The sequence below is a fragment of the Hymenobacter edaphi genome (genome assembly GCF_003258365.1).
GTDB classification, from domain to species: Bacteria; Bacteroidota; Bacteroidia; order Cytophagales; family Hymenobacteraceae; genus Solirubrum; species Solirubrum edaphi.
Genome location: NZ_QHKM01000001.1, coordinates 772,634 through 797,327, shown reverse-complemented (window position 1 = coordinate 797,327; position 24,694 = coordinate 772,634). Strand labels below are relative to the sequence as shown.

Below are 24,694 nucleotides of genomic sequence, written 5' to 3'. Positions count from 1 at the left end.
GACGGAAGTCGTGCTGCGCGACGCGCCCGGAACGTCCGCGCCATATCCCCTACCCCCTTCGCTGCCAGCTTGCTGCTCAGGTGGTTCGGGGCGCTCCGTTATTTGTACAACAGCTTCTGCGTCGGTACTGCGCGCCACTACGTCCGGTGCGCGTGCTTCTTTGTGCGTCGAACAGCCTTTGCGTTGGTTTCGGCCGCTTCTACGTCCGTTAAACGGCTTCTTTGTTGGTTGCGGGCGCCTCTTTATCCGTTGCGGGTGCTTCTTTATCCGTTGCGGGTGCTTCTTTATCCGTTGCGGGTGCTTCTTTATCCGTTGCGGGCGCTTCTACGTCCGTTTCCGGTGCTTCTACGTTCGTTGCGGCTCTTCTAAGAAGGTTTCCGCTGCTTCTACGTCCGTTTCCGTCGCTTCTAAACGGATTTACACGGTTTGAACCGACGTAGAAGCTACTCACAGACGTTAGAGAGCTAGGGTCTGTGGACAGTAAGCCAAAAGAACGTCATGCTCATCTGGCGTCCGCCTGTCGAAGCATCTCTACCGCTTCGTTGAACGAGCCCAGACGAAGCGGTAGAGATGCTTCGACAGGCGGACGCCAGATGAGCATGACGGCCTGGGGAGCACAGAACCTCCTTTTTGGTTACTGTCCACAGACCCTAGCAGGCCGATGTTTATTCCTGGATCAGCTTCACGCCCCGCACGTCCTTCATCAGCGCCGTGCCGATAATCCAGCAGGCCAGCGCGATGATGACCGGGTAGAGCAAGCCCGACAAGGCGGCGTGCTGCTGAAAAAACGAGCCTTCGGGCTGGGCCTTGGCCCACACCGCAATCCAGGTGGCGACCAGCGGCACGAAGCCGCCGAACACGCCGTTGCCGATGTGGTAGGGCACGGAGAGGGAGGTGTAGCGCACTTTCGTCGGGAACAGCTCCACCAGGTAGGCGGCAATGGGGCCGTAGACCATCGTGACGAACAGCACCAGGCAGAAGGTCAGCGCGGTCATCATCGGCAGGTTGGGCGTGAGGGCCTTCTGCACGCCCGCCACCGTGTTGCCGGCCGCATCCACGGTGGCGGGCGTGACTTCCGTCAGCGGGCCGGCGTAGGCCTGCAGGCCGTAGAACAAGGGCACGGTGAACAGGGCCGCGCAGAGCATGCCGGTCATGATGATGCGCTTGCGGCCGATGCGGTCCGAAAGGGCGCCGAAGTACACGAACAGCGGGGTGGCCAGCACCATGGCCACCACCAGCACGATGCTGGCGTCGATGAGGTCGAGCTTCAGCGTGTTCTGCATGAAGGAGTAGGCGTAGAACTGCGAGGTGTAGAACACCACGCCCTGCCCCATGGTGGCGCCGAACAGGGCAATGAGCACCAGGCGGCGGTTCACCGGGTTCAGAAACGACTCGCGCAGCGGGTGCTGGCTGGTGCGCCCCTCGGCCTTGGCCTTGGCGAAGAGCGGCGACTCGTGCAGGCGGCGGCGGATGTAGTACGAGGCCACAATCAGGGCCGAGGAGAGCAGGAAGGGCACTCGCCAGCCCCAGTCTTTAAACGCCGCGTCGGACATGGACTTCTTGGTCAGCACAATCACCAGGATGCTCAGGATCAGGCCGGCGGTGGCCGTAATCTGGATGTAGCTGGTGAAGTAGCCGCGCTTTTTGTCGGGCGAATACTCGGCCACGTAGGTGGCCGCGCCGCCGTACTCCCCGCCCAGGGCCAGCCCCTGCAGCAGCCGCAGCACCAGCACGATAAGCGGGGCCGCCACGCCGATGCTGTCGTAGCTCGGAATCAGGCCCGTGACGACGGTAGCGCCACCCATGATGAGCAGGGTGAGCAGGAAGGTGTACTTGCGCCCGATCATGTCGCCGATGCGGCCAAAGAACACCGCCCCGAAGGGCCGCACCACGAAGCCCGCCCCGAACACGGCCAGCGCCCCGAGCAGGGTATCCTCGGGCTTGCCTTCGGAACCGAACAACACCGGTCCGATGATGGCGGCCAGCGAGCCGAAGATGTAGAAGTCGTACCACTCGATGACGGTGCCCACCGAGGAGGCCGAAATAACCTGCCAGATCTTGCCGACGGGCACGTCGTTGTTGTCGTGGGCCGCCGGGGCGGAGGCGGCACCCGCGGCCCGGGTTTCGGTGGCCGGGGCGCGGTGCGGGAGCTGGGAAGGCATGGGAATCGGCTGGTGGTGGAAAGGACGCGGCTGCCAATGTACACGCCCCCGGGCCCAAACCTGCCTGTACCCTCCTATTCCGGCCGCCAAAACCTATCAGAAACGGTTTCGCCCGGCGGGCAAGCGCGGGCTGAAGCCCGCGTCCGTCCGCGCTTGCCCGCCGGTTTTGCGTTACCGATTTCGGGTTGCCGTACGCCGTTCGGGGGCCGGAACCAGACGGCCACGGGCAGAACTGCAGGGTGACAAGGCTGAGCCGGCGGCATCTCCAGCGCGAAACCCGCATACGGCGCGGCCGGACGCGGGCTGAAGCCCGCGCTACAGCCGCAGCAGGGCGGCCAGCACGGCATCGGTGGCCAGGGCCAGGCGGCGGAGGTCCAGCTTTTCCAGCGAGTCGGTGGCGTGGTGGTAGTTGCGGTTGCGGTAAAACGCGGTGTCGGTGAGCAGCAGGGCCGAGTAGCCGAACTGCCAGTAGTTGAGGTGGTCGGAGAAGTCGACGCCGGGCAGCCAGGCGGGCCCGATGAAGCGCTTGACGGGCAGTTGGGCGCCGCGGTCGTAGTGGCGGCTGAAGTGCCGGGCGAAGCGGCCGCCACCCAGCTTGCGCACGGCCGTGACGTAGTTGCCGCGCCCGCCGTAGAGCAGCTTCAGCGGGCCGAAAGGATAGTGCTGGGAGCCGGGCCGGTCGTCGTAGTAGCCGAGCATTTCCAGGGCCACCATACCCGTCACGGCCGCCTTTTCGTCGTGCAGGCTCTTGGCGTGCACGTAGCTACCCATCTGCCGGGTGCGGAAGTAGGGTGGCTCTTCCAGGGTGTAGGCCACCAGGTCGATGCGCTGCCGGAGCGCGGGTTGCTGGCCGAGCAGGCGGGCCAGCTCCAGCAGCGCGGCCACGCCCGAGCCGTTGTCGTCGGCGCCGGGCTGCTCGCCGCACACGTCGTAGTGCGCCCCCACAATGAGGCGCGGGCCGGTTTTGGGCCCGAAGCTGGCAATGACGTTGCGGTAAGTCTGGCCGCCGGCCTGGTAGGGCTGCTCCGAAACGCGGCCGCCGCTGCGGCCCAGCTGCCGACCGAGGTAGCGGGCCACCGAGTCGAGCACGGCGACGTGCTGGTGGTTGCGCGGCTGCGGAGTCGCGACGAGGTACTGCAGGTGCCGGCGCAGGCGGGCGGAATCGGCGGCGGCGGCTGCGGCCGGGTGGCGGCCGGCAATCAGCAGGCTGAGGAGGGCTATGATGAGGGGCAGACGCATAGAGAAGAGCAGACAACGACCCCGGGGAAGGCACCAGTACATTTTATCCGGATCAATATTAGGCTATGTGAATTTTACAAATCAGCTCCCGGCGCGGCACCTTAACTGATATTTTGCACAATCACAATATACACTTAAACAAGCTTCTCCTATTTTGAATTTTCGACGCACAAAGTAAAAGCACCCCGTATCAACAAGGCAGCAAGCTTCTTAGATTTGCACGGGGTTCGACGGGCCCAGGCAAATCCGGCGTGGCAATTAGACTTTTTTGCCAGCTTTGCTTGTCGCCCGACCGAATCGACATCGAATAAGTACTATTAGCCGGCAGCCGCGTTACGGATTGCCTTCAGCCTGCCAGCCGCCGTTGCATGGGTAAACTCTACTTCTGCTTCTTCCTGCTTACTCTGCGGCTCCGCCGCTCCACCGCGGGCCTGCTGGCCGTCGTGAGCCTGCTGCTGGTCGCCCCGGTGGCCCGGGCCCAATCGGCCGCCGACACGCTGCGCGTGGTGCAGCTGGCCAACGTGGACGTGAACCCCGAAGCGGTGCAGGGCTGGCTGCTCGTCAACCCCGACATCCGGCTGGAGCTGGAGGGCGCCGTCGACAACCTTTACAACTTCAAGCACGACAAGGCCCAGCGGCAGTTTCGCTCGCTGCGCCGCCGCTACCCCCAGCACCCCATGCCCTACTTTCTGATGGGCTTGGCGCAGTGGTGGCAGATGGTGCCCTCGCAGCTGCAGACCACCAGCCACGACCGGCCCTTCCTGGCGTACATGGACACGGCCATTACCAAGGCCGAGGCGCTGTACGCCCAGGACGCGCACAACTACGAGGCTTGCTTTTTCCTCTCGGCCGCCTACGGCTTCGATGCCCGCCTGAACGCGCTGCGCCGCAACTGGCGCCGGGCCACCGTCAGCAGCAAGCACGCCCTCGACTACCTCGCCAAAAGCCAGGAAGCCAACCACCTCAGCCCGGAGTTTCTGTTCGGCCAGGGCCTGCTGAACTACTACGCGCCCTGGATTGCGGACAACTACCCGCTGCTGAAGCCGGTGCTGCTGTTTTTCCCCAAGGGCAACCGGCAGCTGGGCCTGCAGCAGCTGCGCCACGTGGCCGCCAACGGCTTCTACACCGCGCCCGAAACGCAATATTTCCTGCTGCAGATTCTGCAGTACGAGGAGCACCGCCCCCACGAGGCCCTGCCCCTGGCCCGCGCGCTGGCCGCCAAATACCCCGACAACCCCTACTTCCAGCGCACTTACGCCCAGCTGTGCTTCAGCCAGGGCCAGATCCGCGAGTGTGAGCGGGTCAGCCAGGAAATCCTCGACAAGCTGGGCCGCGGGCAGGCGGGCTACGAGGCCGTGAGCGGGCGCTACGCCAGCTACTTTCTGGCCTACCTGCAGCAGTACCGCTACAAGAACCCGGCCCAGGCCCGGGAGCTGTACCAGCGCTGCCTGGTCTTCGCCGAAACCACCGGCGACACCCGCGGCGGCTACTACCTGAACGCGTACTGGAACCTGGCCAAGCTGGCCCAGCAGCAGCAGGATTGGTCGGCCGCTACGCGCTACTTCGCGCTGGTGAAGGCGCAGGCCGAGCCCTACTCCGAAATGGCCTCCGACGCCGAGGCGTACTTCAAGGAACAGCACGGCCCGCGCAAGGCCGGCAAGCGCGTGGCCGCCGGGGCCAGCACGCTGAGTCTGGCGCGGTAAGGCAGCTACTTTGGCCGGCTGAGTGTTGACGGGAGTGTACTTTAGCACTTCTCGTCCGCCCTGCCTGCTATCATTCGTGCGTCGTCCTGGCCAATCCATCCTGTTCCCGCTGCTGGCCGGCCTGTTGCTGCTGCTGGGCCTGCTGGTGCTGCAATTGCAGCTGTTTCCCGGCATCCAGTTCGTCATTAGCTCGGTCGTCCTGCTGCTCGGCGCCGTGCTGCTGGCCCCGCTGACGTTCATTTACAACCGGCAGCCGCTGCGGGCCTACCTGCTGACCACCACGGCCGTGCTGGCTCTGGCCGTGGTGCTGCCGTTCGTGCTGGCCGGTTGGCAGGCCGACGTTTCCCGCCGCCGCGCCACCGCGCTGATTCAGGTGCTGGAGCAGTACCGCGCCCGGCAGGGCCACTACCCCGATTCCTTGGCGCAGCTGGTCCCGGCGTACCTGCCAGCCGAGCCGCGCACGGCCTACGCTCTGGGACAGTACACCTTCTATTACCGCCCCGATGCCGCCGATACGGCGCGGGCCGACGGCTACCAGCTGGGCTACGACGAGGGGCTGCTGGTGCAGTCGTTTTACCACGGCCCGGCCGGCAGCTGGCATTCCGACGACTGATTCCGGCCAAAACCCAGAACTTCGGTCCCGAATCAGCCCATCCGTATGCCCCTGCCCGCTCCCACCGCTTCCGCGTTTCGCACCATCACGCCCGGTACCCTGCCCGGCCCCGAGTGGCACCAGTTCATGCTCGGCGCCGTGGCCCCGCGGCCCATTGCCTTCGTCAGCACCATCGACCGCGCCGGCAACGTGAACCTGAGCCCGTTCTCGTTTTTCAACGTGTTCAGCTCCAACCCCGCCACACTCATCTTCTCGCCGGCCAACCGCGTGCGCGACAACACCCAGAAGCACACCCTCTACAACGTGCGCGACGAGGTGCCCGAGTGCGTCATCAACATCTGCGACTACCCGCTGGTGGAGCAGATGTCGCTGGCCTCGACCGAGTACGGCCGCGAGGTCAACGAATTTCGCAAGGCCGGCCTCACCGAACTGGCCGCCGACAAGGTGCGCCCGCCGCGCGTGGCCGAGTGCCCGGTGTCGTTTGAGTGCGTGGTGGAGCAGGTCATTGCCATCGGCGACTCCAACGGCGGCGGCAACCTGGTCGTGTGCCGGGTGGTGCAGAGCCATTTCCGGGAAGACATCCTGCTCGCCAACGGCCCCGGCATCGACCCGCACAAGTTCGACGCGGTGGCCCGCCTCGGCGGCGACTGGTACAGCCGCGTCACGCCCGACAGCCTCTTCGAAGTGCCCAAGCCCAACCGCCACCAGGGCATCGGCATCGACGAGCTGCCCGTTCACATCCGCCACAGCGAAGTGTTGACGGGCAACAACCTGGGCCGCCTGGGCAACATCGAGCGCGCAGCCCTGCCCACGGCCGCCGACGCGCAGGCCTACCGCGACGAGCCGCTGGTGGCCTACACGCTGCACAAGTACCAGCACGACGAAGCGGCGCTACGCCGGCAGCTGCACCGGCTGGGCCAGCAGCTGCTGGAGGAAGGCCGCCTGCTCGACGCCTGGAAGGTGCTGCTGCTGGCCGCGTAAGCTAGCGGCGCCGCACAACGGTATAGGGCACCCGCACGCGGAACGTGGTGTCGTGGCCGGCGAGGCGCACCCGCACCGTGCCCTCCCACGCAAGCTGCCGCCGGAGCGCCCCGCCCAGCGCGGGCGCCGTAAAGGCCACTCGGCCAAACCCGCCGGCGTCGATGCTGACGGGCTGGCCGTTGGCCGTCATGGTGAGGTGGCCGGGGCGGTACAGGGCCTGCGCCAGGTACAGCTCGGCCTTGTAGGTGCTGCCGGGCGCCACCGTGCGGGCCTCGGCAGTGGCCCAGGCCCGCGCCGTCACGGGCAGGTCGGTGGGGCCGACCCGGGCCTGCAACGACGCCAGGGCCTCCGTTTCCCGCAGCAGCACGCCCGCTTCCAGCCGCGCCAGCGCCGCCAGGGCCGAGGCCACGGAGGCCGCCGCGAAGTCGGCGTGCAGCGGCTTCGCGGCGGCCCGGCGGTCTGGCACCACCTGCCCGAGCAAGCGGGCGTGCCGCGTCAGGCGCCGCTGCAGGCCGCCGGCCGCGCCCTGCTCCCCGCCCGGCAGCAGGCTGGCCACGGCGCGGAGCTCATTCAGGTGCTTGAAATGAACGTGGTTGTCGGTGCGGCGCAGCAACTGCTCCCGCACGTCGCGCAGGTGGCCGACCAAGGCCCGGGTGCTGTCGTGCACGGCTTCGGCCTGCCCCAGCAGGACCACATCGGCGGGCGCGTTGCGGTTGCGCTCGGTGAGGGCGTGGAGCAGCTTGACGGTGCCTTCGTTGGCGTGCAGCGCTTCGTTGTTGCCGGCCAGCAGCGCGTCATCTACCAACCGCAGCCGCAGCAGGGCAACGTCGGAGTCGGCCCCCGACTGGCAGGCGGGCGTGCTCAGCCCCGCGGCGGCCAGGGCAGCGAGCAGGGCGAAGCGGCGGACCGGCGGCGAGAAATGCGGCATGCGAAAAGGAAGCTTGGAAACGAGGAGTAAGACAGAGCGGGCGCGGCTCTAAGGCCGCTGCACGGTGTAGGGCACGCGCAGGCGGTAGGTGGTGTCCTGCCCGCGGTAGGTTGCCTTGATGGTAGCCGCCCAGGAGGCCGGCCCGGCGGGGGCATCGGCCGGCACGGCCAGCTCCACCCGGCCGACTCCCCCGGGGCGCAGCGGTACGGCCCGGCCGTTGGCCTGCATGGTCAGGCCATACGCCTCGCTGTGCGAGGAGGTCAGCAGCAGGGCCGCTTCGTAGGTTTCACCTTCCGGCACCTGGGCGAATTTGGGCAGGGCCTGCGCCCCGATTCGCTCAAAGCCCCGGTGGCTGCCAACCTTCATGCTGAGCCGCTTAAGCGCTTCGCCTTCCAGTCGACGCACCTCGGCTTCTTTCTGGCCGAGCGTCGTCAGCGCCGATGCCACGGAAGCGCCCCGAAAGTAAAACTCCCCAAAGCTCAGGCCGTCGAGGTCGTTGCCCACCGCTTCATGGATGCGCGGGTCTTCTGTGGGACTGGCCGCCAGCAAGCCGCCCTCGTCGGGCACCAGCTGGTGCAGAAAGCGGGCGTAGCGGCTCAGGCGCTGCTGCAGCGTATCGGCCGCGGGGCCCAGCAGCGCGGCTTCTACGGGCCGGGTCTCGGCCAGCCGGGCATTATCCGGGGCGGGCCGCAGCTGCCGGCGCAGCTCGTGCAGGTAGCGGGTCAACGAATCGGTTTGGGCCCGCACTTCTTTGGCCATGGTGAGCACGGCCACGTCCTGCCGTTGCATGCGGTTGCGCGCTACCTGCTCCTGCAGCGCGGCCACCACTGTACGGGCCGACCGCGCCGAGCGGCCATTGCGCTCCTGCAGGGTCGCATCGAGCTGCTGCAGCCGCCCCAGCTCCGCCGCGGTAGGCCCCGACTGGCAGGCGGCCAGCCCGAGCAGCAGCACCGACACAGCCCGCCGGTGGGCATCAAGGAGGAAATCCATAACGAAAAATAACCGGGGCCACAAAGTTACCGGCGCCCGCGCACCGCCGCCGGGCAGGCGGCCGCCGAAAAAGAAGCCGCCCGGCGGTGTTGTCAAGGCCGCCGGGCGGACCGGCTACAAGTATAGTCACTTACAGCGCCCGCTCCATCTCGTACAGCGCCAGGGCCGTCGGCACCCAGCCGCAGCGCTGCAGCAGCGCCTGCCCCGCACCGGGCGGCAGCAGGCAGGGCATCAGCAGCGGCTTGCCGGCGTAGCGCGCTTCGAGGGCGCGCACCAGGCGCGTGCCCCAGCCCTGCCGGCGGTGCGCGGGCGGCACCACCAGGCTCAGCAGCACGGTTTTATCGGCCTCGGGGCGCACCAGGGCGTAGGCCTGCTCGCCCAGCCGCCAGGCCTGCACGTAGGGCGCGGTGGTGGCCGCCAGCGTTTCGGCGGTCAGCATCCAGGGCAGCACGTCGTCGCCGTGCCGGCCGATTTGCCGCGCCACTTCCGCCGGGTCCGCGGCGGCCAGCACCGCAGTCGGGGCCGCGGCGCTGGTGGCCGGAGCGCCGAAGCCGCTCAGGGTGCGGGTGATGCCGAAGCCCAGCCGCTGGTACAGCCGAATGGCCGGCTCGTTGGCCGTAAACACTTCGAGCATGATGCGCCGGTCGCCGCGCTGCCGGGCTTCCTCAACGGCCGCCTGCAGCATGGGCCGGCCCAGGCCCTGCCCGCGGGCCTCCACTACCAGGCCCATGGCGGCTACCCGGCTCGTCCAGCCCCGCCGGGCTATGTAGACCACGCCCACCAGCTCCCCGTCGCAGTACCAGAGGCGGCTGGCTTCGGCATCGAGGTGCTCCCCGCGAAAGCGCCGCTGAAAGCTGGCCACGTCGAAGCGCAGGGGCACGATATACTGCTCGAACGAGCGGTTCATGGCCGCGGCCTGCTCGGCGGCGGAGCACTCCAGCAGGGTGCGGGACGTAAGGCGGTCGGCGGAGAAAGTCATGAGCGCGAAGGTGGCGCAATTCTCCCAGCCGGCCGCAGCCGTGGCGCCGATTCAGGCCAGCCGGCTGGCGACCTTGGTCAGCGACCAGTGCCTGCTCAAGTACTGCGCCTGCAATTCTACTCTTCCTGGACTATGGCCTGGACGAGGAGTTGCCCCGGCACTCGACCGTAGCACCTGGCAGCCGTACCCAGCAGAGCTCTTCGGGCAGCTGGTTGGCCGCGTCTTCGCCCTGGGCTTGGCGCCGGGGTTGGTAGCCGCCGACACGCAGCCCATCGGCTCAGTCTCAGTGAAAGCCAATGCCGCGCTGGAAAGCTTGCAGGATACACGCGCTGATGCCGTAGCAGCCGCCGCGGTATTGTCCGCGCCAGCGCCGACCGGCTCGACGGCCAGGGCCGGCATTTGCACGGCGTGTTGGCCGACGCCGCATATGCCAGTGGGGCCAACTACGCGTTGCTGGAACAAGGGGCCTCACCGGCAGGATTCGGGTGTTTGGCCGCCACAAACCCTGCATCGGGGTGTTACCATCAGTTACCTACCGCCCACGGCAGCTTGGCACCCCAGGGCCGCCAGGCATACAACAAGTTTAAACCAATAACTAATAGCCCCAATGTCTACTTACGCGGCTCCACATACCAGTTTATGACTATTTGCAATCCTGATAAAATACCATATATTTGCAGGTTCTTGCTATGCGCATTAGTAGCTGCGTGTAGTTTAGGCACTCTTTCCAAAGTCACACGCCCTTGCTTATGTACATTTCTACAAGAAAAAAGTCTTACTTGAGACTTACTCGCTGGATTGTAGCGCTTTTGCTGTTGCTCAGCAGCACGGCGGCAACTGCGCAGAGTTGGGAGTGGGCAAGCCAAGCACCCGGCGCCGGTGTGGTGGATATAGCAACCGACGCGGCCGGCAATTCCTATGTTGTGGGGGGAATTGGAGGGAGTGCCACCTTCGGTAGCATCACGCTAACCCGCACGGGTCCCTCGCCGTCTACTGATCTTTACATTGCTAAGTACAACCCGGCGGGAGCCGTCCTGTGGGCGCAGTTGATCGACGTTGCAACCAACAGCACTTCAAGCATCCACCTTGCTGTTGATGCCAACGGCAACGCCTACGTGGGCGGTACGTTCTACGAGGGCATTTCTTTTGGTAGTCTAGCCCTCACCTCTGCTGCTACCGGTTATCCGAATACATTTTTGGCCAAGTACACTGCTGCGGGCAACGTACAATGGGCCATCAATCCGGGAGGCACGACCCCGGGACTAGGAACCACCACTTTTACGGACATTGCCACCGACCCCAACGGGGGCGTTTACGCGGTGGGGGATTTTGGCGGGAGATACGCCGGAACAAACTACGGGGTGGTCAACCCCCGCTTGTTCGTAGTGAAGTACGATGGCAATGGCAGCCAGGTGTGGTTTAATTATGCTCAGGACGTAGTGCCCGGCTCGGGCCGCGGCGGTTGCGGAAGCAGCAACATTGTGGCGGATGCAGCCGGGGTGTACGCAACGGGGTATTACGGCGGCTTTGAAACGACGCCGCAAATACGATTCGACAATATCGTTTTGCCGGTCGCCCTCAATACACAGCCCAATTCGACAGCTCGGGGCGGTAAGTTCGTTGTAGGCTTCACGCTGGGCGGTGCCGCTATGTGGGCCCGCGAAACCGGGCCATTAGGCGTCAGCGGTCCTTTCCAAGGCATCTCAACGGATGGAGCAGGCAATTTGCGCATCATCGACAATTTTACGGGTACCGGCATCTGCGGCAGTACTACCCTGACAAGCGCCGGTGGCCAGGACAGTTACTTAATCAGTCTTGGCATTGGAGGAAACGTCCAGTGGGTTCGTCAGTTGGGAGGGGCTAATTACGATAACGCCTCCGCGGTAGTCGGCCACAGCGACGGCACGGCCGTAGCCGTTGGCTATTTCAACAGCGCTACCACTATTGGTACACAGTCGATTACGGGAAGCTTCCGCGGCAGTGGCTACGCAGCTAGGTACAACGCTCTTGGCAGCCTTGTCGACGTATTTCCCATTCTCGATACTTCTCAGAGCAACAATCAGGTACTGCCTAACGCCGTCGGCCTTGATGGTCAGGGCAACGCCTACATCGGCGGTGATGGTAGCGGCGTCACGTTAACCTTTGGATCAACGGTCTTGTCCAACGTGCAAGGCCTGTTCCTGGCCAAGCTCAGTACCCTCTGCACCCCGCCCACGGCCAATGCGGGCGCCGACCAGCAGGCCTGTTCCGGCACCACCGTTACGCTGGGTGGCGCGCCGGCCCAGCCGGGTATCAACTACAGTTGGTCGGTGAACCCAGCCATTCCGGGGTTCAGCAGCACGCAGGCCCAGCCCACGGTGCCGCTGCCGAGCAGCACTACCAGTACCCAGTACGTCTTCACGCTCACGGCCACGGAGGCCGGTAATGCCACCTGCACCGCTACCGACCAGGTCACCGTGGGCGTACTGGCCTACCCCAACTTCTCGGTAGCGGCCACCGCCGCCAGTGTATGCCCGGGCCAAAGCACCACGGTCACGGCCTCGCCCAACACCGGAGCGGCGTATACCTACGACATCAGCCCGACCACGGGCGTGACGGCGTTGCCGGCAAGCGGCAGCTCGTACCAGTGGCGCATCAGCCCGACGCAATCGACCACCTACACCATCACGGCCCACAACGGCCCGTGTACGGAGACACGAACCCTGTCCATCACGGTTGATTCGCCGCCGACGGCCAATGCCGGGGCGGATCAGCAGGCCTGCGGCGGCAGCCAGGTGACGGTGGGCGGCGCTTCGGCGCAAAGTGGCTTGACTTATACGTGGTCGGTAAGTCCGGCCATTGCGGGCTTTGCCAGTTCCCAGGCCCAGCCCACCGTGACGCTGCCCGCCACCAGCGCCTCCACGGTGTACACCTTTACCCTGACGGTGAGCAACGGTGCTTGCGCGACCAGCAGCAGCGCCCGCGTGACGGCGCTGGCAGCGCCGGCCTTCACGCTGAGCTTATCCACGCCGTCGGCCTGCTCCAATTTGAGCAGCCAGTTGACGGCCACTCCGGTGGGCGGCGAGGCTTACACCTACACCATTGCCATCGGGAGCGGGAGCGGCACGTACCTCGGGGGCGTTGGCGGCCAGTCGGGGAGCAACAACAGCCGGTACTGGGGCGTTGGGGCCAGCAGCGGCAACGGTGGGGCCACCATCTACACCGTTACGGCCAGCAACGGGACGTGCAGCCTTTCCCAAACCATTCAGCACCACGCCACCTTCCTGACACCCAGCCCGACGGTGACCAGCGCCGGGCGCTGCGGAGCGGGCAGCGTGACGCTCATGGCCAGCGGCGCGCCGCTCGGGGCCCAGTATTACTGGTATGCACAAAGCACGGGCGGTTTTGCCGCGCAGGCCCTGGGCAGCGGCCCGAGCTTTACCACGCCCGCTCTGAACGCCACGACCACCTACTACGTGAGTTACCAGGAGCTGTCGGGCGGGGCCAACACCGGCTGCGAAAGCGCCCGCGTGCCGGTTACCGCAACGATTAACGCCGTGCCGGCCGCCCCCCCGGCCGCGGCCACGCCGGGCAGCATTCCGCTCGGGCAGAGCACCACGCTCAGCGTAACCAGCCCGCTGGCCGGCCTCACCTACACCTGGAGCGGCCCCGGCCTGCAGAGCACCACCGGCAGCAGCGTCACGGCCGTACCGACCGCGCAAGGCACGGCGCAGTACAGCGTCGTGGCCAGTGGCCCCGGGCCCTGCAGCAGCGCGCCGACGCCCGTAAGTGTCACGGTCACGGCGCCCGCCCCAACCATCAGCACCACCAGCCCCCGCCAAGGCTCCATGGGCCAGACCGTATTTGTGTCCGGTGCGGGTTTCACCGGAGCTACCGCCGTCCGGTTTGGCATCTACGACGCGGCGTACCAGGTACTCAGCGACACGCAGATCCGGGCCATCGTGCCAGCCATCGACAGCCGGGTGAGCGGACCGGCCTTGTGCATCTCGGTAGTCACGCCCGCAGGCACGGGCGCCGAGGTGCAGTGCTTTCAGGTGACCACGCCCACCATCACCCGCATCACGCCCAGCAGCGGCCCGGCGGGCAGCGTTTTGAGCCTGGAAGGCTTTAACCTGGCCGGGGTGACGCAGGTGATTTTCAACGGCACGACCACCACGACCAGCTTTACCTTCAACAACAACTCGCCCACCGGGCAGGCCCTGGCCGTCACGGTTCCGGCCGGCGCCACTACCGGGCCCATCACCTTGATTTCGGCCGCTAACGGCACCAGCAGCCCCAGCCCCACGCCGTTCACCGTAACGGCGCCGGCGCCGGTTGCTTACTACCCCTTCACCGGCAATGCCACCGATGCCTCGGGCAACGGCAATAACGGCACGGTGAGCGGCGCCGTGCTGGCCGCCGACCGCAACTGCGGGGCCCAGCAAGCCTACCGCTTCGACGGGGTCAATGACCTCATCAACCTGGGAACCAATGCCCAGTTTGCCATGACCTCGAGTCGGGAGCTGACCATTTCGCTGTGGGCCAAACCCCTGCGGGTACCGGAGACGCTCAACCCCCGGGACAGCGCCAACTTGCTGTTCTCCAAGTACCTGGGCTACACGCCGGCCCAGTCCAACTACTACGCGTCGTTGTTTAAGCTGAACGGCGTGTACAAGCTGCGCCTCACCGGCCAGGGCACCGACGTCCTGGATGTGACCCTGCCGGCGGGCACGGTGGACGGCCAGTGGCAGCAATTCACCTTCGTAATGAAGGCCGGCGCGGGCAACACCAAGATTTTCCGCAACGGCACGCTGCTGGCCAGCGGCACCGTTACCTACCACTCCGCGGCCAGCTCGCAGCCCCTGCTGCTGGGCACGTACAACTTTTCCAGCGGCAACCCTTACACGTTCTTCCGCGGCAGCCTCGACGAGGTGCGCGTGTTCAGCGCCGCGCTTAGCGACAGCGACGTGGCCGCTTTGTACACGGCTCCGGCCGGGGCCGCCCCCACCTTGACCGGCATTTCCCCGGGCAGCGGCCCGGTGGGCACCACGCTCACGCTCACCGGCACCAACTTGGCCGAGGTGACGCAAGTGGGTTTTGGCGGCGGTGTAACGGCCGCCGTGGCCTCGGTGGCCGCGGATGGAAGCCAGCTGACCGTAGTGGTGCCTACCGGCGCTGCCAGCGGCCCGCTTTCCGCCACGACGCCGTGCGGCACGACCTCTACGACGCAGAGTTTTGCGGTAACGCAGCCCACCATTACGCACGTGTGGACGGGGGCTACGTCGTCAATTTGGTCTATTGCCGGCAACTGGTCACCGGCCCAGGTACCCAATGCCAACAGCGACGTGGTTATCGGCAGCGGCCTAGCCCGCTATCCGGTACTGAACGGGGTGGTGCAACCGGTGCGTAGCCTGCAATTGAGCAACGGCGCCACCCTGACGGTGCAAAACGGCGGGCAACTGCTGGTGCAAGGCCCGTTGACCAACGCCGGAACTATCACCCACATCAACGGCCTGATCAACGTCCAGGGCGTACTCACCAACGCGGGCGCGTTCAGCTTGGGCACCGGCCCGCTGGAAGTACAGGGCGACGTGGTCAACAACGGCACGCTGAGCGCAGCAGCCGGCAGCTTGCTGCGGTTTGCCTCGACCGGGACTCCCCAGCGCTGGGGCGGCAGCGGCACGGCGCAACTCAGCCAGCTTGCCGTGGGCAACGCTGCCGTGACGCTGACGAGCCCGGTAGAGGTTAGCACTTCGTTGCTGTTGCAGAACGGCGACCTGGCCTCGGACGGTCACCTCACGCTGCTCTCCACCGCTACGGGCACGGCCTTTGTCGTGAACAGCGGCAGCGGGGTGGTCACCGGCAACGCCACGGTGCAGCGCTACATCGACCCCTCGCGCAACGCCGGTCCGGGCTACCGCCACTTCTCGGCGCCCGTTGCTAACACGACCGTGGCCGACCTGGGCACCGCGGGGTATACCCCGGTGGTGAACCCGCTCTACAACACGCAGGGCAACAGTGCAACGCCCTTCCCCACGGTGTTTGGCTACGACCAAACCCGCGTGACCAGCAGCGGCAACCCCGCCCCTCAGGACTTTGACCGGGGGTACTTTTCGCCTAGCGCACTGAGCGACGCGCTGGAAGTAGGCCGCGGCTACACCGTTAACATCGCTGCCCCGCAGACGGTGGACTTCGTAGGGACACTCAACCATGGCCCGATCAGCCGCACGGGCCTGCTGCGCGGCACCCAGGCCGAATCGGGCTGGCAGTTGCTGGGCAACCCTTATCCCTCGCCCCTGAGCTGGGACGCGGTGGGCCGCACCAACGTGGACGCGGCCGTGTACGTGTACCGCTCCACCGGCCAGTACGCCGGTACCTACGCCAGCTACGTAGCCAACGGCACCGGCACCAACGGCGGCACCAACGTCATCGGCTCGGGTCAGGGCTTCTTCGTGCGGGTGAGCACCCCCGGTTCCGGCGCCATTAGTTTCACCAACGCGGCCCGGCTGACCACGACGAGTCCCGTGTTCCAGCGCGGTGCCGCTACCGCCCCGCTTGTGCGGTTGGAGGTGAGCAGCTCCGGTGGCGCGGCCGACGAAGCCGTCGTATACTTTGAGTCCGGAGGCACCTCCGGCTTCGAGGCGAGCCTGGATGCGTACAAGCTGCAAGCCGGCAACGGGCCGGTTCTGGCCAGCGAATTCGGGAGTCACCTGCTGCTCTCGGTCAATGCACTACCCACGTTGAGTCTGGCTGACGTCACCGTTCCGCTTTACCTGCGGGCAGCGGCCGGTAGCTACTCGCTGCGCGCTTCCGAACTGCTGCGCCTTCCCACGGGCACGTACGCCTACCTCCGAGATACTGAAACGGGCGCCCTCATCGACCTGCAGGCCCAACCCCGTTACGCGTTTACGCTGGCGCCGCTGGCGCCCACTAATCGTTTCGCCCTGCTGCTGACGCAGAACCGCGTGACGGCTACCACGCAGAACGCCCATGGCCAGCAAGTGGGTCTTTACCCGAACCCGGCCCATACCCAAGTGACGCTGCAGCTGCCCGATGCTATGCAGCAGCAGCCAGTAACCGTGGCGGTGCTCAACGCCCTGGGTCAGCAGGTGCTGACGCGCGTGCTGCCCACTGCCCGTCCGGCCAACGCGCTGACGCTGCCGCTGTCCGGCTTAGCCAAGGGCGTGTACACGGTATGCATTACCTCTTCCCGGGGCCCGGTCACCAAACGCCTGATCATCGAGTAGTTACCCTCGCCCGGCGGCCCTTACCGGGCCGCCGGGCGCCTGCTCCTTCTTCGCAGGCGCCCGTTGCGCTTGCCGACGCCGGCTGCCAACCGGCGCTCGGTCAACGGTAGCCTACCCCATCCATGTCCTCGCCCGAAAACACCTTGCCTCGCCGGTGCCATTCAGCGCGGCAGGCTTGATGTTCTGCCACGGCTGCAATAAGGGCCAAGGGTGCGCAAACCGGACCGGGGCAGCAAGGCAGCCCGTTCCTGAGCGACCAACCCCCTTTGGCTGTTCTGACCCATCGGGCACTGACAAATTACCTGAATCCAGGTATTGCTTGGCTGCGCACCACGCGGCGAACTTTGGCAGTTATTGCCACGGCTAATTGCCTGACCAGGCAATGATTGTCCTTCTGCAAACCTGGCGCCGGCGCATGAGGCCGCAGTCAGCCGCCCCTCCCTGCTGCCGGTAGCGGCTGTGGCATCACCGCCCGGCGCACCAGTGCTGAATTGCCCCGCATTTCGATCATCTTTCCTAACTGCATGAAAAACTACCCTGGCTTTTTGCTGTTTGGCTGTGGGCCTCCCTGGCCCACGCACAAACGCCAACCCGGCCGGCTTCGGCCACCGTCACCAAAGCCACGCACGGGGCTTCGGTCGGCACCGCGAGGAGGGCAGCCACGCCAGGCGCCTCCGGCAGCGGCATGGCCTTCACGGCGGCCTCGACTACGAGCGTGGTGGAAGACATGGAAGCCGGTGTTCGGACCGGTTACACCCCCGCTGGCCTGGTGACGCTGACCAACGGCACGTGGCTTTTCACCGATGCCCTGATCGGTACCAACACCGCGCAGGACAAGTTCAACGGCACCCGGGCGGCCCGGGTCCGGGACGGCTCCATTGCCATGAATTTCGATAAGCCGGACGGCGCGGGCACCATCAGCCTGAAAGCGGCATTGTTCAACCTTGATACCGGCGGAGCGCTTAAGGTGGAGGTATCCGACAACGGGGGCGCCAGCTACACCAACGTTACCAGCACCATCAGCCCGGCCGTGGGCCTGACGTCGGCGCTGCAAACGTTCACGTTCAGCGCAAACATGGCTGGCAACGTGCGGGTGCGCATCAGCAATATCAACCAGGTAGCGGGTCAGCGCATCAACATCGACGACATCAGCATCAGCGACTATGCAGCCCCCTCTACTACGCCCGCGCTGAACCTGTCGCCCGCTGCGCTATCCACCTTTAGCACCACTACGGGCACGCCCTCGGTTCCCCAGACGCTAAACGTGAGTGGCAGCAACCTTGCAGCAGCCCTTAGCGTGGCGGCGCCCGCCGGCTACGAGGTGAGCCTGAGCAGCGGCAGCGGCTATGCCAGCAGCGTGAACCTGACACCCGGCGGCGGCACGGTCAATACGACGCCGGTATACGTGCGCCTGCTGGGCACCACGGCCGGCGCCTTCACCGGCAACGTGACGGCGAGCAGCCCGGGAGCTACCAGCCGCTCGGCCGCAGTCAGCGGCAACGTAACGGCTCCGGCCCCCACGCTGAGCAGCCTCAGCCCCGGTTCCGCTACGGCCGGCGCGGGGGCCTTTATCCTCACGCTGACGGGCAGCAATTTTACCAGCTCAGCCAGCGTCAGCTTCAATGGCAGCAGCCCGCCCACGACCTACCTTTCGGACTCGCAGCTGACGGCCGCGGTGCCCGCCTCGGCCGTGGCCACGGCCGGCACCTTCCCCGTGACGGTAACGACCACCGGTGGCACCACCTCGGCCAGCGGCTTTGTGGTGCATGCGGCGGCGGCGGCCCCCAGCTGGGAGACGCTGGTTCCCTTCGACAGTGACGTTTCGGCCACGGCTACCGATGCCGCCGGCAACGTGTACATAGCGGGCTCTTTTGCCGCCAGCTCTACCTTCGGTAACATCGTCAAATCCATTTTCCCGGGGTACTTCCGATACTCGGCCTCAGCTACAGCTCAGCCTGGGCCAGTCCGGAAGCCCGGTTGCCGAGCGTGACTTCGCCTACGTGTACGAAGAAGCTGGAGCTGGTTTAGGCCTTGATGCCCGCTACGACGCCCGCAAGCTGCACAACCCGAACGGGCTTGAGCTAAGCAGTCTGGCGGCTACTGAGGAGTTGAGCATCAATGGGCTGCCCTTGTTTACACAGCCCACGGTCATCCCGCTGGTTGTCCGGGTGCCCTCGGCCGGCACTTACCTGCTGCAAGCCGAGCCGCTGAACGTGCTAACCGGTACGCGCCTGACGCTGGTGGATGGCCAAACCGGCCAGCAGGTGCTGCTAACCAATACCGGCGGGGCCCTTGCCCTCGTCGCCAACAGCGCCAGCACCTGGCGCAACCGCTTCTACTTAAACTGGGAGCCGAGTGCCACGCCGTTGGAAACTGCCAAGGCCCTTGGCGCTTTCAACGTGGAAATCTACCCTGCCCCGGCCAAGGCTGGCACCGACCTTACGGTACTAGTGCCGGCTGTAGCGGGTGCCCACCAAGTAAGCGCTATCCTCTACAATAGCCTGGGTCAGCAGCTAAGGCAGGAGCCCGCTCAGCCGTTGGCTCAGGCGGGAGCGAGCTTGCGGGTTTCCACCCGCGGGCTTGCGCCGGGGGTATACGTACTGCGCATACTAGCGGGAAAAGCAACAGCCGTCCGTAGCGTAATCGTAGAGTAACGGCTGGGGCATTTCGATGCCATAACCAGCGTCAGCAAGCACCACCCGCACTGCGTGGACCTCACTCAAAAGCCCCAATGGAGTTGCTCCATTGGGGCTTTTGGTTGGCACGTAGGTAGTGCATAGTCTCAGGGGAGCTGGGTCGGGTCCCGAGTGAGAATAGCCGGGTTTTTCTGGTGTTGCACGCAGACGAACTCGTGCGGAGTAAGGCCACGCAAGGTCTTCCGGCGCCTGGCGTGGTTTTAGGCCAGCAGCAAGACCTCCAGGGGCTCGTGGAGCTGTTTTAAACTTCTTTTTGGCCGGGCTTTGGCCTTCCTCTGTTGGGGCAAGCGGCTGATGCCGTGCCGCTGGAACAAGGGAAGCAGGGCCGAGCGCGTCAGGCGTGGAATCGTGACCTGCAGGGCGTCGAGGCCGTCGTCCAGCGGCAGTTGCGTGTGCTGTCCGAAAGCCGCCTCCGCTGGGCTGAGCGCCGCAGAAGCTGGTGTAGCCCCCAGAGCGGCGCTTGCGCCACTTGGCCACGGTCTTGGCATTGATGCCGCGGCGCTGAGCCAGGCTTTCCTGATTACGCTGGATAGCGCGCCGTACTACCTGCGTTGCGCGGGCGCTGTCGTGAAGTACTTGTTCGGTAAAGCGGTGCGAAAAATGGCATCAAAAGGCCCGCCTTCACGCGCTGGAACTATACCTCAAGCGCTTGTTATGAACCACTTCGCAAAGAAGGGGCATCTTCGCTACAGCGGCGTGTCCCGTGATGCCGGCTAGTTCACCCGAGCAGTCCTTCAGGGCTGCGAGTGGCACTTATCCGCGTCTTCTAGCTGCAAACGCCTGGCGCTAGTTGCGCACGGCAATCATCAGGCCCAGCTCCTTGTAGCGCAGGTTGTACTTGCGCGCAATCATGGCGTTGGTCAGCGAGCCTTTGTAGAGGTACACGCCCGAGCGGAAATGCTCGTCGGCAAACAGGGCCTCGTTGATGCCGCCCTGCTGACTGATTTCCTGCAGAATGGGCGTGAAGATGTTGCTGAGCGCGTTGGACGCGGTGCGCGGTACCCGCGAGGCAATGTTGGGCACGCAGTAGTGAATCACGTCGTACTTGCGGTACACCGGCCGGGCGTGCGAGGTCATTTCGCTGGTCATAAAGCAGCCGCCCTGGTCGATGCTCACGTCGATAATCACCGAGCCCGGCGACATGGTGCTGACCACATCCTCGGCCACCATAAACGGAATACGGCCCTCTTCGGCGTTCAGCGCGCCGATAACCACGTCGGCGCGGCGCACCTGCTGGTTGAGCGTAAACGAGTCGAAGGTGCTGGTGAACAGCTGCGGGGCGCCCAGGTTCTGCTTGAGGCGGCGCAGCTTGTAGAGGTGGTTGTCGAACACCTTCACGTCGGCCCCCAGCCCGATGGCGGCGCGGGCGGCGTACTCGGCCACTGTGCCGGCGCCCAGAATGACCACCTGCGACGGCGGCACCCCCGTGATACCGCCCAGAATGATGCCCTTGCCCTCGTTGCCCAGGGCCAGGTACTCGGCCGCCACCAGCATGACGGTGGAGCCGGCAATTTCCGACATGGCCCGCACCACCGGCTTGGCGCCCGAGGGGTCCTTGATCAGCTCGAAAGCAATGGCGTTGACCTTTTTGCGCTGCAGGGCCAGCAGGTACTCCACCGACAGGGAGCCGAGCTGCAGGGCCGAAATCAAGGTCTGGCCCGCGTGCAGGTGCTCCATTTCCTCCAGCGTGGGCGGGGCAATCTTCAGGATGAGGTCGGCTTCGTACACTTCCTTGGGCGTGTACACGATGCTGGCCCCGGCCTCGGAGTAGTCGTGGTCGGAGTACTTGCTGGGCTCCCCGGCCCCGCTTTCCAGCACCACCTCGTGGCCCTCGTTGACGAGGTGCTTCACCGCCTCGGGCGTGAGGCCCACGCGGTTTTCCTGCAGCGAGGTTTCGCGGGGCAGCCCGATGAACAGCCGGCGCTTGCGCGTTTCGACGGCCAGCATGGATTCCTGGGGCACGTAGGCCCGGCTGGGCGCGGTTAGCGAAGAAAAGCCGGGGGGTAGCTGGTCGGGCATTGTGGAGGGGTGGTCGAAGCGAAAATGGGCGGGCGTAACGGTCGGGGTCAGTCCGCCTCGCGCTGCACCCGGACGCGGCGCGACTCGGGCCCCGTGACGTCCACGGTGACGAGCAGCCGATCCGGCGGAAGCAGCGGCCCGACGCGGCTGGGCCATTCGATCAGGCAAAGATAACCGGAATCGAAGTACTCCTGCGCCCCCATGCGCAGGGCTTCGTCGACGGAGTCGATGCGGTAGAAGTCAAAGTGGTAGACGGGGCGCTGGCGGGCGTCACGGTACTCGTTGACCAGCGAGAAGGTGGGGCTGCTCACGTCGTCTTGCACGCCTAAAGAAGCGCACAGGGCCTTGATGAGGGTGGTTTTGCCCGCGCCCATCTCCCCTTCCAACAGCACCACCGGGCAGCCGGCGGCGTCGAGGGCGGCTTTCAGCTCTTGGGCGGCGGCGGGCAGGGCGGCCAGCGTCGGAATGTCGATATCGGCAAGCATGGACGCAAAGGTATCAGGGAAACGCCGCTGGTGCCGAATCGACCCCCGGCCCGACTTTTCCGGCCAAAAACCGTTTGAGCGTCTAACTTGCGGCGCCGTGGCCCGGCCGGGGCCGCCGCGTTTGCAACGCGTACCAGCACCCATTTTCATGCAAGTTTCCAAAATGGCCGGCAGCCTCATCGGCTCCGAAATCATCAAAATCGGCAACGAGGTCAACGACATGATCCGCAAGGGGGAGCAGATCTGCAACCTCACCATCGGCGACTTCGACTCCGGCATTTTCCCGATTCCCGGCGAGTTGGAGGCCGGAATTACCGCTGCCTACCAGGCCGGCAACACCAACTACCCGCCCGCCAACGGCGTGCTCGACCTGCGCCAGTCGGTGAGCCAGTTCCTCGACGCCCGCCTCGGCCTGCAGTACTCGCCCAACGACATTCTGGTGGCCGGCGGCTCGCGCCCGCTCATCTACGCCACCTACATGGCCCTGATTGACCCCGGCGACAAAGTGGTTTTCCCGGTGCCTTCCTGGAACAACAACCACTACTGCCACCTCTCCGGCGCCCGGCAGGGCCTGGTGGAAACCCGGCCCGAAAACAAGTTTATGCCCACCGCCGCCGAGGTAGCCCCGCACCTCGAAGGCGCCACCCTGCTGGCCCTCTGCTCGCCGCTGAACCCCACCGGCACGGTCTTCTCCCGGGCCGACCTGGCGGAAATCTGCGACCTGGTCATTGCCGAAAACCAGCGCCGCGGCCCCGACGAAAAGCCGCTCTACATCATGTACGACCAGATTTACTGGCTACTGACCTTCGGCGACACCGAGCACTTCGACCCGGTCAACCTGCGCCCCGAGCTGCGCGAGTACGTTATCTACATCGACGGCATCTCGAAGGCCCTGGCCGCCACCGGCGTGCGCGTGGGCTACGCCTTCGGCCCCAGCCTGATCATCGACAAGATGAAGGCCATTCTGGGCCACATCGGCGCCTGGGCGCCCAAGGCCGAGCAGGTGGCCACCGCCCACTACCTGCCCCAGCAGGCGCAGGTCGATGGCTTCGTCGACGGCTTCCGCGCTAAAATTCAGGCCAGCCTCGACGCGCTCTACCACGGCCTGCAGGAACTGCAGCAGCAGGGCTACCCGGTGCAGGCCGTCGAGCCGATGGGCGCCATTTACCTCACCATCAAGCTCGACGTGCTGGGCAAAACCACGCCCGCCGGGCAGGTGCTCAGCACCACGCAGGAGCTGACCTCCTACCTGATCGGTGCCGCCCGCCTGGCGTTGGTGCCCTTCAGCGCCTTCGGCACCGCGCCCACCGCCCCGTGGTTCCGCGCCTCGGTGGGCGGGGCTTCCCTGGAGTCGATTCAGGCCGCGCTGCCCCGCCTGAAAGCCGCGCTGGACGCGCTGCAGTAGTCTTCAGCACGTCATCCGACGCGCTGCTGGCCGCCGGCTCCTTCGGGGCCGGCGGCTTTTTTGGTGCCTTCCCGCTGCTGGCGCAGCACTTCGTCGGTGCGGGTGTCGATGTAGAGCTGCTCGACCTTCTCGCGGGCCCAAGGCATGCGGCGCAGAAAGTTCAGGCTGCTCTTGATGGTGGGGTTGTTGGCAAAGCAGTTGATGCGGATCAGCCGGTCCAGCTCCTGCCAGCCGTAGTGCTGCACGAGGTAGTTCAGGATTTCGGCGAGCTTGACGCCGTGCAGTTCGCGGATGAGGTAACCGTTGTCGTCGCGGGCTTCGTCGGGATGGGCGGGCATGGCAGAAAATAATTGACCGGGACAAAAGTACGCGGCGCCCCGCAGGTCGTTGACGCCGCCCGCCCGGCGGCGGCCGGGGCCCGTCCTGGCGCGGCTGTTTGCGGGCGGCGGCCAGCTCGGCACGTTACCGAACAGGTTGTCCGCTTCCGGACAGATTTTCTAGCCTCCCTTGTCAGATTAATTTTATTAATCATCTGATTTATTGGCTATTACTTAATTGGCATCGTCCTTGGCTGTATCCCCTGGCCGAAGCGGCATCCCGGTCTAAAACCGGACACCAGCCCCGCGCACCATTCTCCGCCCCCGCCCCAATGAAATCCGCATTTGCAACCTTTATGATATATCATAGTCTTTACCCCAATCTCGCGCCGCATGCTCTCTTCCATCGTTTTTTACGCCCTCGACAAAGCCATCCGCAGCTACCGGCGCATGGCCCAGGCCACCATCGACCGCGCCGGCCTCGACATCACCATCGACCAGTGGCTGGTGCTGCGGGTGCTGCTGGAGCACGACGACCTGACCCAGCACGACATTGCCGAGCGCGTGTTCAAGGACCAGGCCTCGGTGGCGCGCATGCTGGCCCTGCTCACCCGGCGCGGCCTGCTCTCGGCCGTCCCCCTGCCCCACGACGGCCGCCGCACCCAGCTGCGCGTGACCGAGGCCGGCCACCGCATCCTGGCGGCGGTGCAGCCCATCGTCCTGCAAAACCGCACCAAGGCCCTGGCGGGCATTTCCGAGGAAGAACTGGCCGTGCTGCGCCCCCTGCTCGACCGCATTGCACTGAACTGCGCGCCCCCGGCTTAAGGCCCGCTCCCGCCCTTGCCGCCGCCGACTTTCGTCGAAAATTTTGATAATACGAAATCATTCGTACGTTTGCTACGAAGCTATTCGTAAAACAACTTCTTCCCGGCCGGCTCTCGTGCGCGGCCG

At 65.6% G+C, this 24,694-nt stretch carries 17 protein-coding genes and 1 pseudogene; 8 read left to right on the top strand and 10 right to left on the bottom strand.

Translation table 11 applies throughout. From position 1 onward, the window contains the following. Nucleotides 1-208 precede the first annotated feature (208 nt). The 3 genes from DLM85_RS24880 to DLM85_RS03190 all read right to left on the bottom strand — a co-directional run bounded on the left by DLM85_RS24880 (nt 209) and on the right by DLM85_RS03190 (nt 3,401). Nucleotides 209-451, bottom strand: a complete 243-nt coding sequence (locus tag DLM85_RS24880; protein ID WP_133256861.1) for a hypothetical protein — start codon at nt 449-451, stop codon at nt 209-211. 214 nt (nt 452-665) lie between these two features. Continuing rightward, the gene (locus DLM85_RS03195) at nt 666-2,162 is read right to left on the bottom strand and encodes an MFS transporter (protein WP_111476612.1); all 1,497 of its coding nucleotides are present in this window, start codon (nt 2,160-2,162) and stop codon (nt 666-668) included. 315 nt (nt 2,163-2,477) lie between these two features. Further along, nucleotides 2,478-3,401 carry a M28 family peptidase gene (locus DLM85_RS03190; RefSeq protein ID WP_111476611.1) on the bottom strand — a complete coding sequence of 308 codons (924 nt, stop codon included), beginning with the start codon at nt 3,399-3,401 and terminating at the stop codon, nt 2,478-2,480. A gap of 368 nt (nt 3,402-3,769) precedes the next feature. On the opposite strand from DLM85_RS03190, the gene DLM85_RS03185 reads away from it, so the two are divergent. From DLM85_RS03185 to DLM85_RS03175, 3 genes are all read left to right on the top strand, one after another. Then, complete coding sequence (locus DLM85_RS03185) at nt 3,770-5,104, top strand: tetratricopeptide repeat protein (RefSeq protein WP_111476610.1); 1,335 nt, start codon at nt 3,770-3,772, stop codon at nt 5,102-5,104. A gap of 76 nt (nt 5,105-5,180) precedes the next feature. Continuing rightward, nucleotides 5,181-5,717: a hypothetical protein gene (locus DLM85_RS03180; protein ID WP_111476609.1), complete on the top strand. Its 537-nt coding sequence runs from the start codon at nt 5,181-5,183 to the stop codon at nt 5,715-5,717. A gap of 45 nt (nt 5,718-5,762) precedes the next feature. After that, entirely contained in the window at nt 5,763-6,698 is a 936-nt protein-coding gene (locus tag DLM85_RS03175) for a flavin reductase family protein (protein WP_111476608.1), read from the top strand. A gap of 1 nt (nt 6,699) precedes the next feature. On the opposite strand, the gene DLM85_RS03170 is transcribed toward DLM85_RS03175, so the two are convergent. From DLM85_RS03170 to DLM85_RS03160, 3 genes are all read right to left on the bottom strand, one after another. Beyond that, nucleotides 6,700-7,626, bottom strand: a complete 927-nt coding sequence (locus DLM85_RS03170) for a hypothetical protein (RefSeq protein ID WP_111476607.1) — start codon at nt 7,624-7,626, stop codon at nt 6,700-6,702. 48 nt (nt 7,627-7,674) lie between these two features. Next, on the bottom strand, nt 7,675-8,616 hold the full coding sequence (locus tag DLM85_RS03165; protein WP_111476606.1) for a hypothetical protein: 942 nt from the start codon (nt 8,614-8,616) through the stop codon (nt 7,675-7,677). A gap of 130 nt (nt 8,617-8,746) precedes the next feature. After that, nucleotides 8,747-9,595, bottom strand: coding sequence for a GNAT family N-acetyltransferase (locus tag DLM85_RS03160; protein ID WP_111476605.1), 849 nt, complete (start codon nt 9,593-9,595; stop codon nt 8,747-8,749). 2,165 nt (nt 9,596-11,760) lie between these two features. Between DLM85_RS03160 and DLM85_RS03155 the strand changes: the two genes are divergently transcribed. The 3 genes from DLM85_RS03155 to DLM85_RS03145 all read left to right on the top strand — a co-directional run bounded on the left by DLM85_RS03155 (nt 11,761) and on the right by DLM85_RS03145 (nt 19,475). Then, nucleotides 11,761-16,821: an Ig-like domain-containing protein gene (locus DLM85_RS03155; RefSeq protein ID WP_243635886.1), complete on the top strand. Its 5,061-nt coding sequence runs from the start codon at nt 11,761-11,763 to the stop codon at nt 16,819-16,821. 685 nt (nt 16,822-17,506) lie between these two features. Further along, nucleotides 17,507-18,811, top strand: a complete 1,305-nt coding sequence (locus DLM85_RS03150) for an IPT/TIG domain-containing protein (protein ID WP_111476603.1) — start codon at nt 17,507-17,509, stop codon at nt 18,809-18,811. Between the two features lie 10 nt (nt 18,812-18,821). Further along, nucleotides 18,822-19,475 carry a T9SS type A sorting domain-containing protein gene (locus DLM85_RS03145; RefSeq protein WP_165821986.1) on the top strand — a complete coding sequence of 218 codons (654 nt, stop codon included), beginning with the start codon at nt 18,822-18,824 and terminating at the stop codon, nt 19,473-19,475. A gap of 273 nt (nt 19,476-19,748) precedes the next feature. Here the strand turns inward: DLM85_RS03145 and DLM85_RS25890 are convergent. The 3 genes and pseudogenes from DLM85_RS25890 to tsaE all read right to left on the bottom strand — a co-directional run. Then, nucleotides 19,749-20,048, bottom strand: a pseudogene (locus DLM85_RS25890) (IS481 family transposase); the annotation flags it as partial. A 255-nt stretch (nt 20,049-20,303) separates the two neighbouring features. After that, complete coding sequence (locus DLM85_RS03140; protein WP_111476601.1) at nt 20,304-21,536, bottom strand: alanine dehydrogenase; 1,233 nt, start codon at nt 21,534-21,536, stop codon at nt 20,304-20,306. A 47-nt stretch (nt 21,537-21,583) separates the two neighbouring features. Further along, nucleotides 21,584-22,021, bottom strand: coding sequence for a tRNA (adenosine(37)-N6)-threonylcarbamoyltransferase complex ATPase subunit type 1 TsaE (tsaE, locus tag DLM85_RS03135; protein WP_111476600.1), 438 nt, complete (start codon nt 22,019-22,021; stop codon nt 21,584-21,586). A 148-nt stretch (nt 22,022-22,169) separates the two neighbouring features. On the opposite strand from tsaE, the gene DLM85_RS03130 reads away from it, so the two are divergent. Then, on the top strand, nt 22,170-23,426 hold the full coding sequence (locus tag DLM85_RS03130) for a pyridoxal phosphate-dependent aminotransferase (protein ID WP_111476599.1): 1,257 nt from the start codon (nt 22,170-22,172) through the stop codon (nt 23,424-23,426). Nucleotides 23,427-23,437: 11 nt separating this feature from the next. Here the strand turns inward: DLM85_RS03130 and DLM85_RS03125 are convergent, their stop codons facing one another. Further along, nucleotides 23,438-23,764 carry a VF530 family protein gene (locus tag DLM85_RS03125; RefSeq protein WP_111476598.1) on the bottom strand — a complete coding sequence of 109 codons (327 nt, stop codon included), beginning with the start codon at nt 23,762-23,764 and terminating at the stop codon, nt 23,438-23,440. Between the two features lie 372 nt (nt 23,765-24,136). Here DLM85_RS03125 and DLM85_RS03120 point away from each other — a divergent pair, with 372 nt between their 5' ends. Further along, nucleotides 24,137-24,568, top strand: coding sequence for a MarR family winged helix-turn-helix transcriptional regulator (locus DLM85_RS03120; protein ID WP_111476597.1), 432 nt, complete (start codon nt 24,137-24,139; stop codon nt 24,566-24,568). Nucleotides 24,569-24,694 lie beyond the last annotated feature (126 nt).

Coding starts and splice junctions, on each gene's coding strand:
- DLM85_RS03175 (WP_111476608.1), top strand. CDS start 5,763: ATGCCCCTGCCCGCTCCCACCGCTTCCGCGTTTCGCACCATCACGCCC.
- DLM85_RS03195 (WP_111476612.1), bottom strand. CDS start 2,162: ATGCCTTCCCAGCTCCCGCACCGCGCCCCGGCCACCGAAACCCGGGCC.
- DLM85_RS03190 (WP_111476611.1), bottom strand. CDS start 3,401: ATGCGTCTGCCCCTCATCATAGCCCTCCTCAGCCTGCTGATTGCCGGC.
- DLM85_RS03120 (WP_111476597.1), top strand. CDS start 24,137: ATGCTCTCTTCCATCGTTTTTTACGCCCTCGACAAAGCCATCCGCAGC.
- DLM85_RS03170 (WP_111476607.1), bottom strand. CDS start 7,626: ATGCCGCATTTCTCGCCGCCGGTCCGCCGCTTCGCCCTGCTCGCTGCC.
- DLM85_RS03125 (WP_111476598.1), bottom strand. CDS start 23,764: ATGCCCGCCCATCCCGACGAAGCCCGCGACGACAACGGTTACCTCATC.
- DLM85_RS03140 (WP_111476601.1), bottom strand. CDS start 21,536: ATGCCCGACCAGCTACCCCCCGGCTTTTCTTCGCTAACCGCGCCCAGC.
- tsaE (WP_111476600.1), bottom strand. CDS start 22,021: ATGCTTGCCGATATCGACATTCCGACGCTGGCCGCCCTGCCCGCCGCC.
- DLM85_RS03165 (WP_111476606.1), bottom strand. CDS start 8,616: ATGGATTTCCTCCTTGATGCCCACCGGCGGGCTGTGTCGGTGCTGCTG.
- DLM85_RS03130 (WP_111476599.1), top strand. CDS start 22,170: ATGCAAGTTTCCAAAATGGCCGGCAGCCTCATCGGCTCCGAAATCATC.
- DLM85_RS03185 (WP_111476610.1), top strand. CDS start 3,770: ATGGGTAAACTCTACTTCTGCTTCTTCCTGCTTACTCTGCGGCTCCGC.
- DLM85_RS03150 (WP_111476603.1), top strand. CDS start 17,507: ATGGCCTTCACGGCGGCCTCGACTACGAGCGTGGTGGAAGACATGGAA.
- DLM85_RS03160 (WP_111476605.1), bottom strand. CDS start 9,595: ATGACTTTCTCCGCCGACCGCCTTACGTCCCGCACCCTGCTGGAGTGC.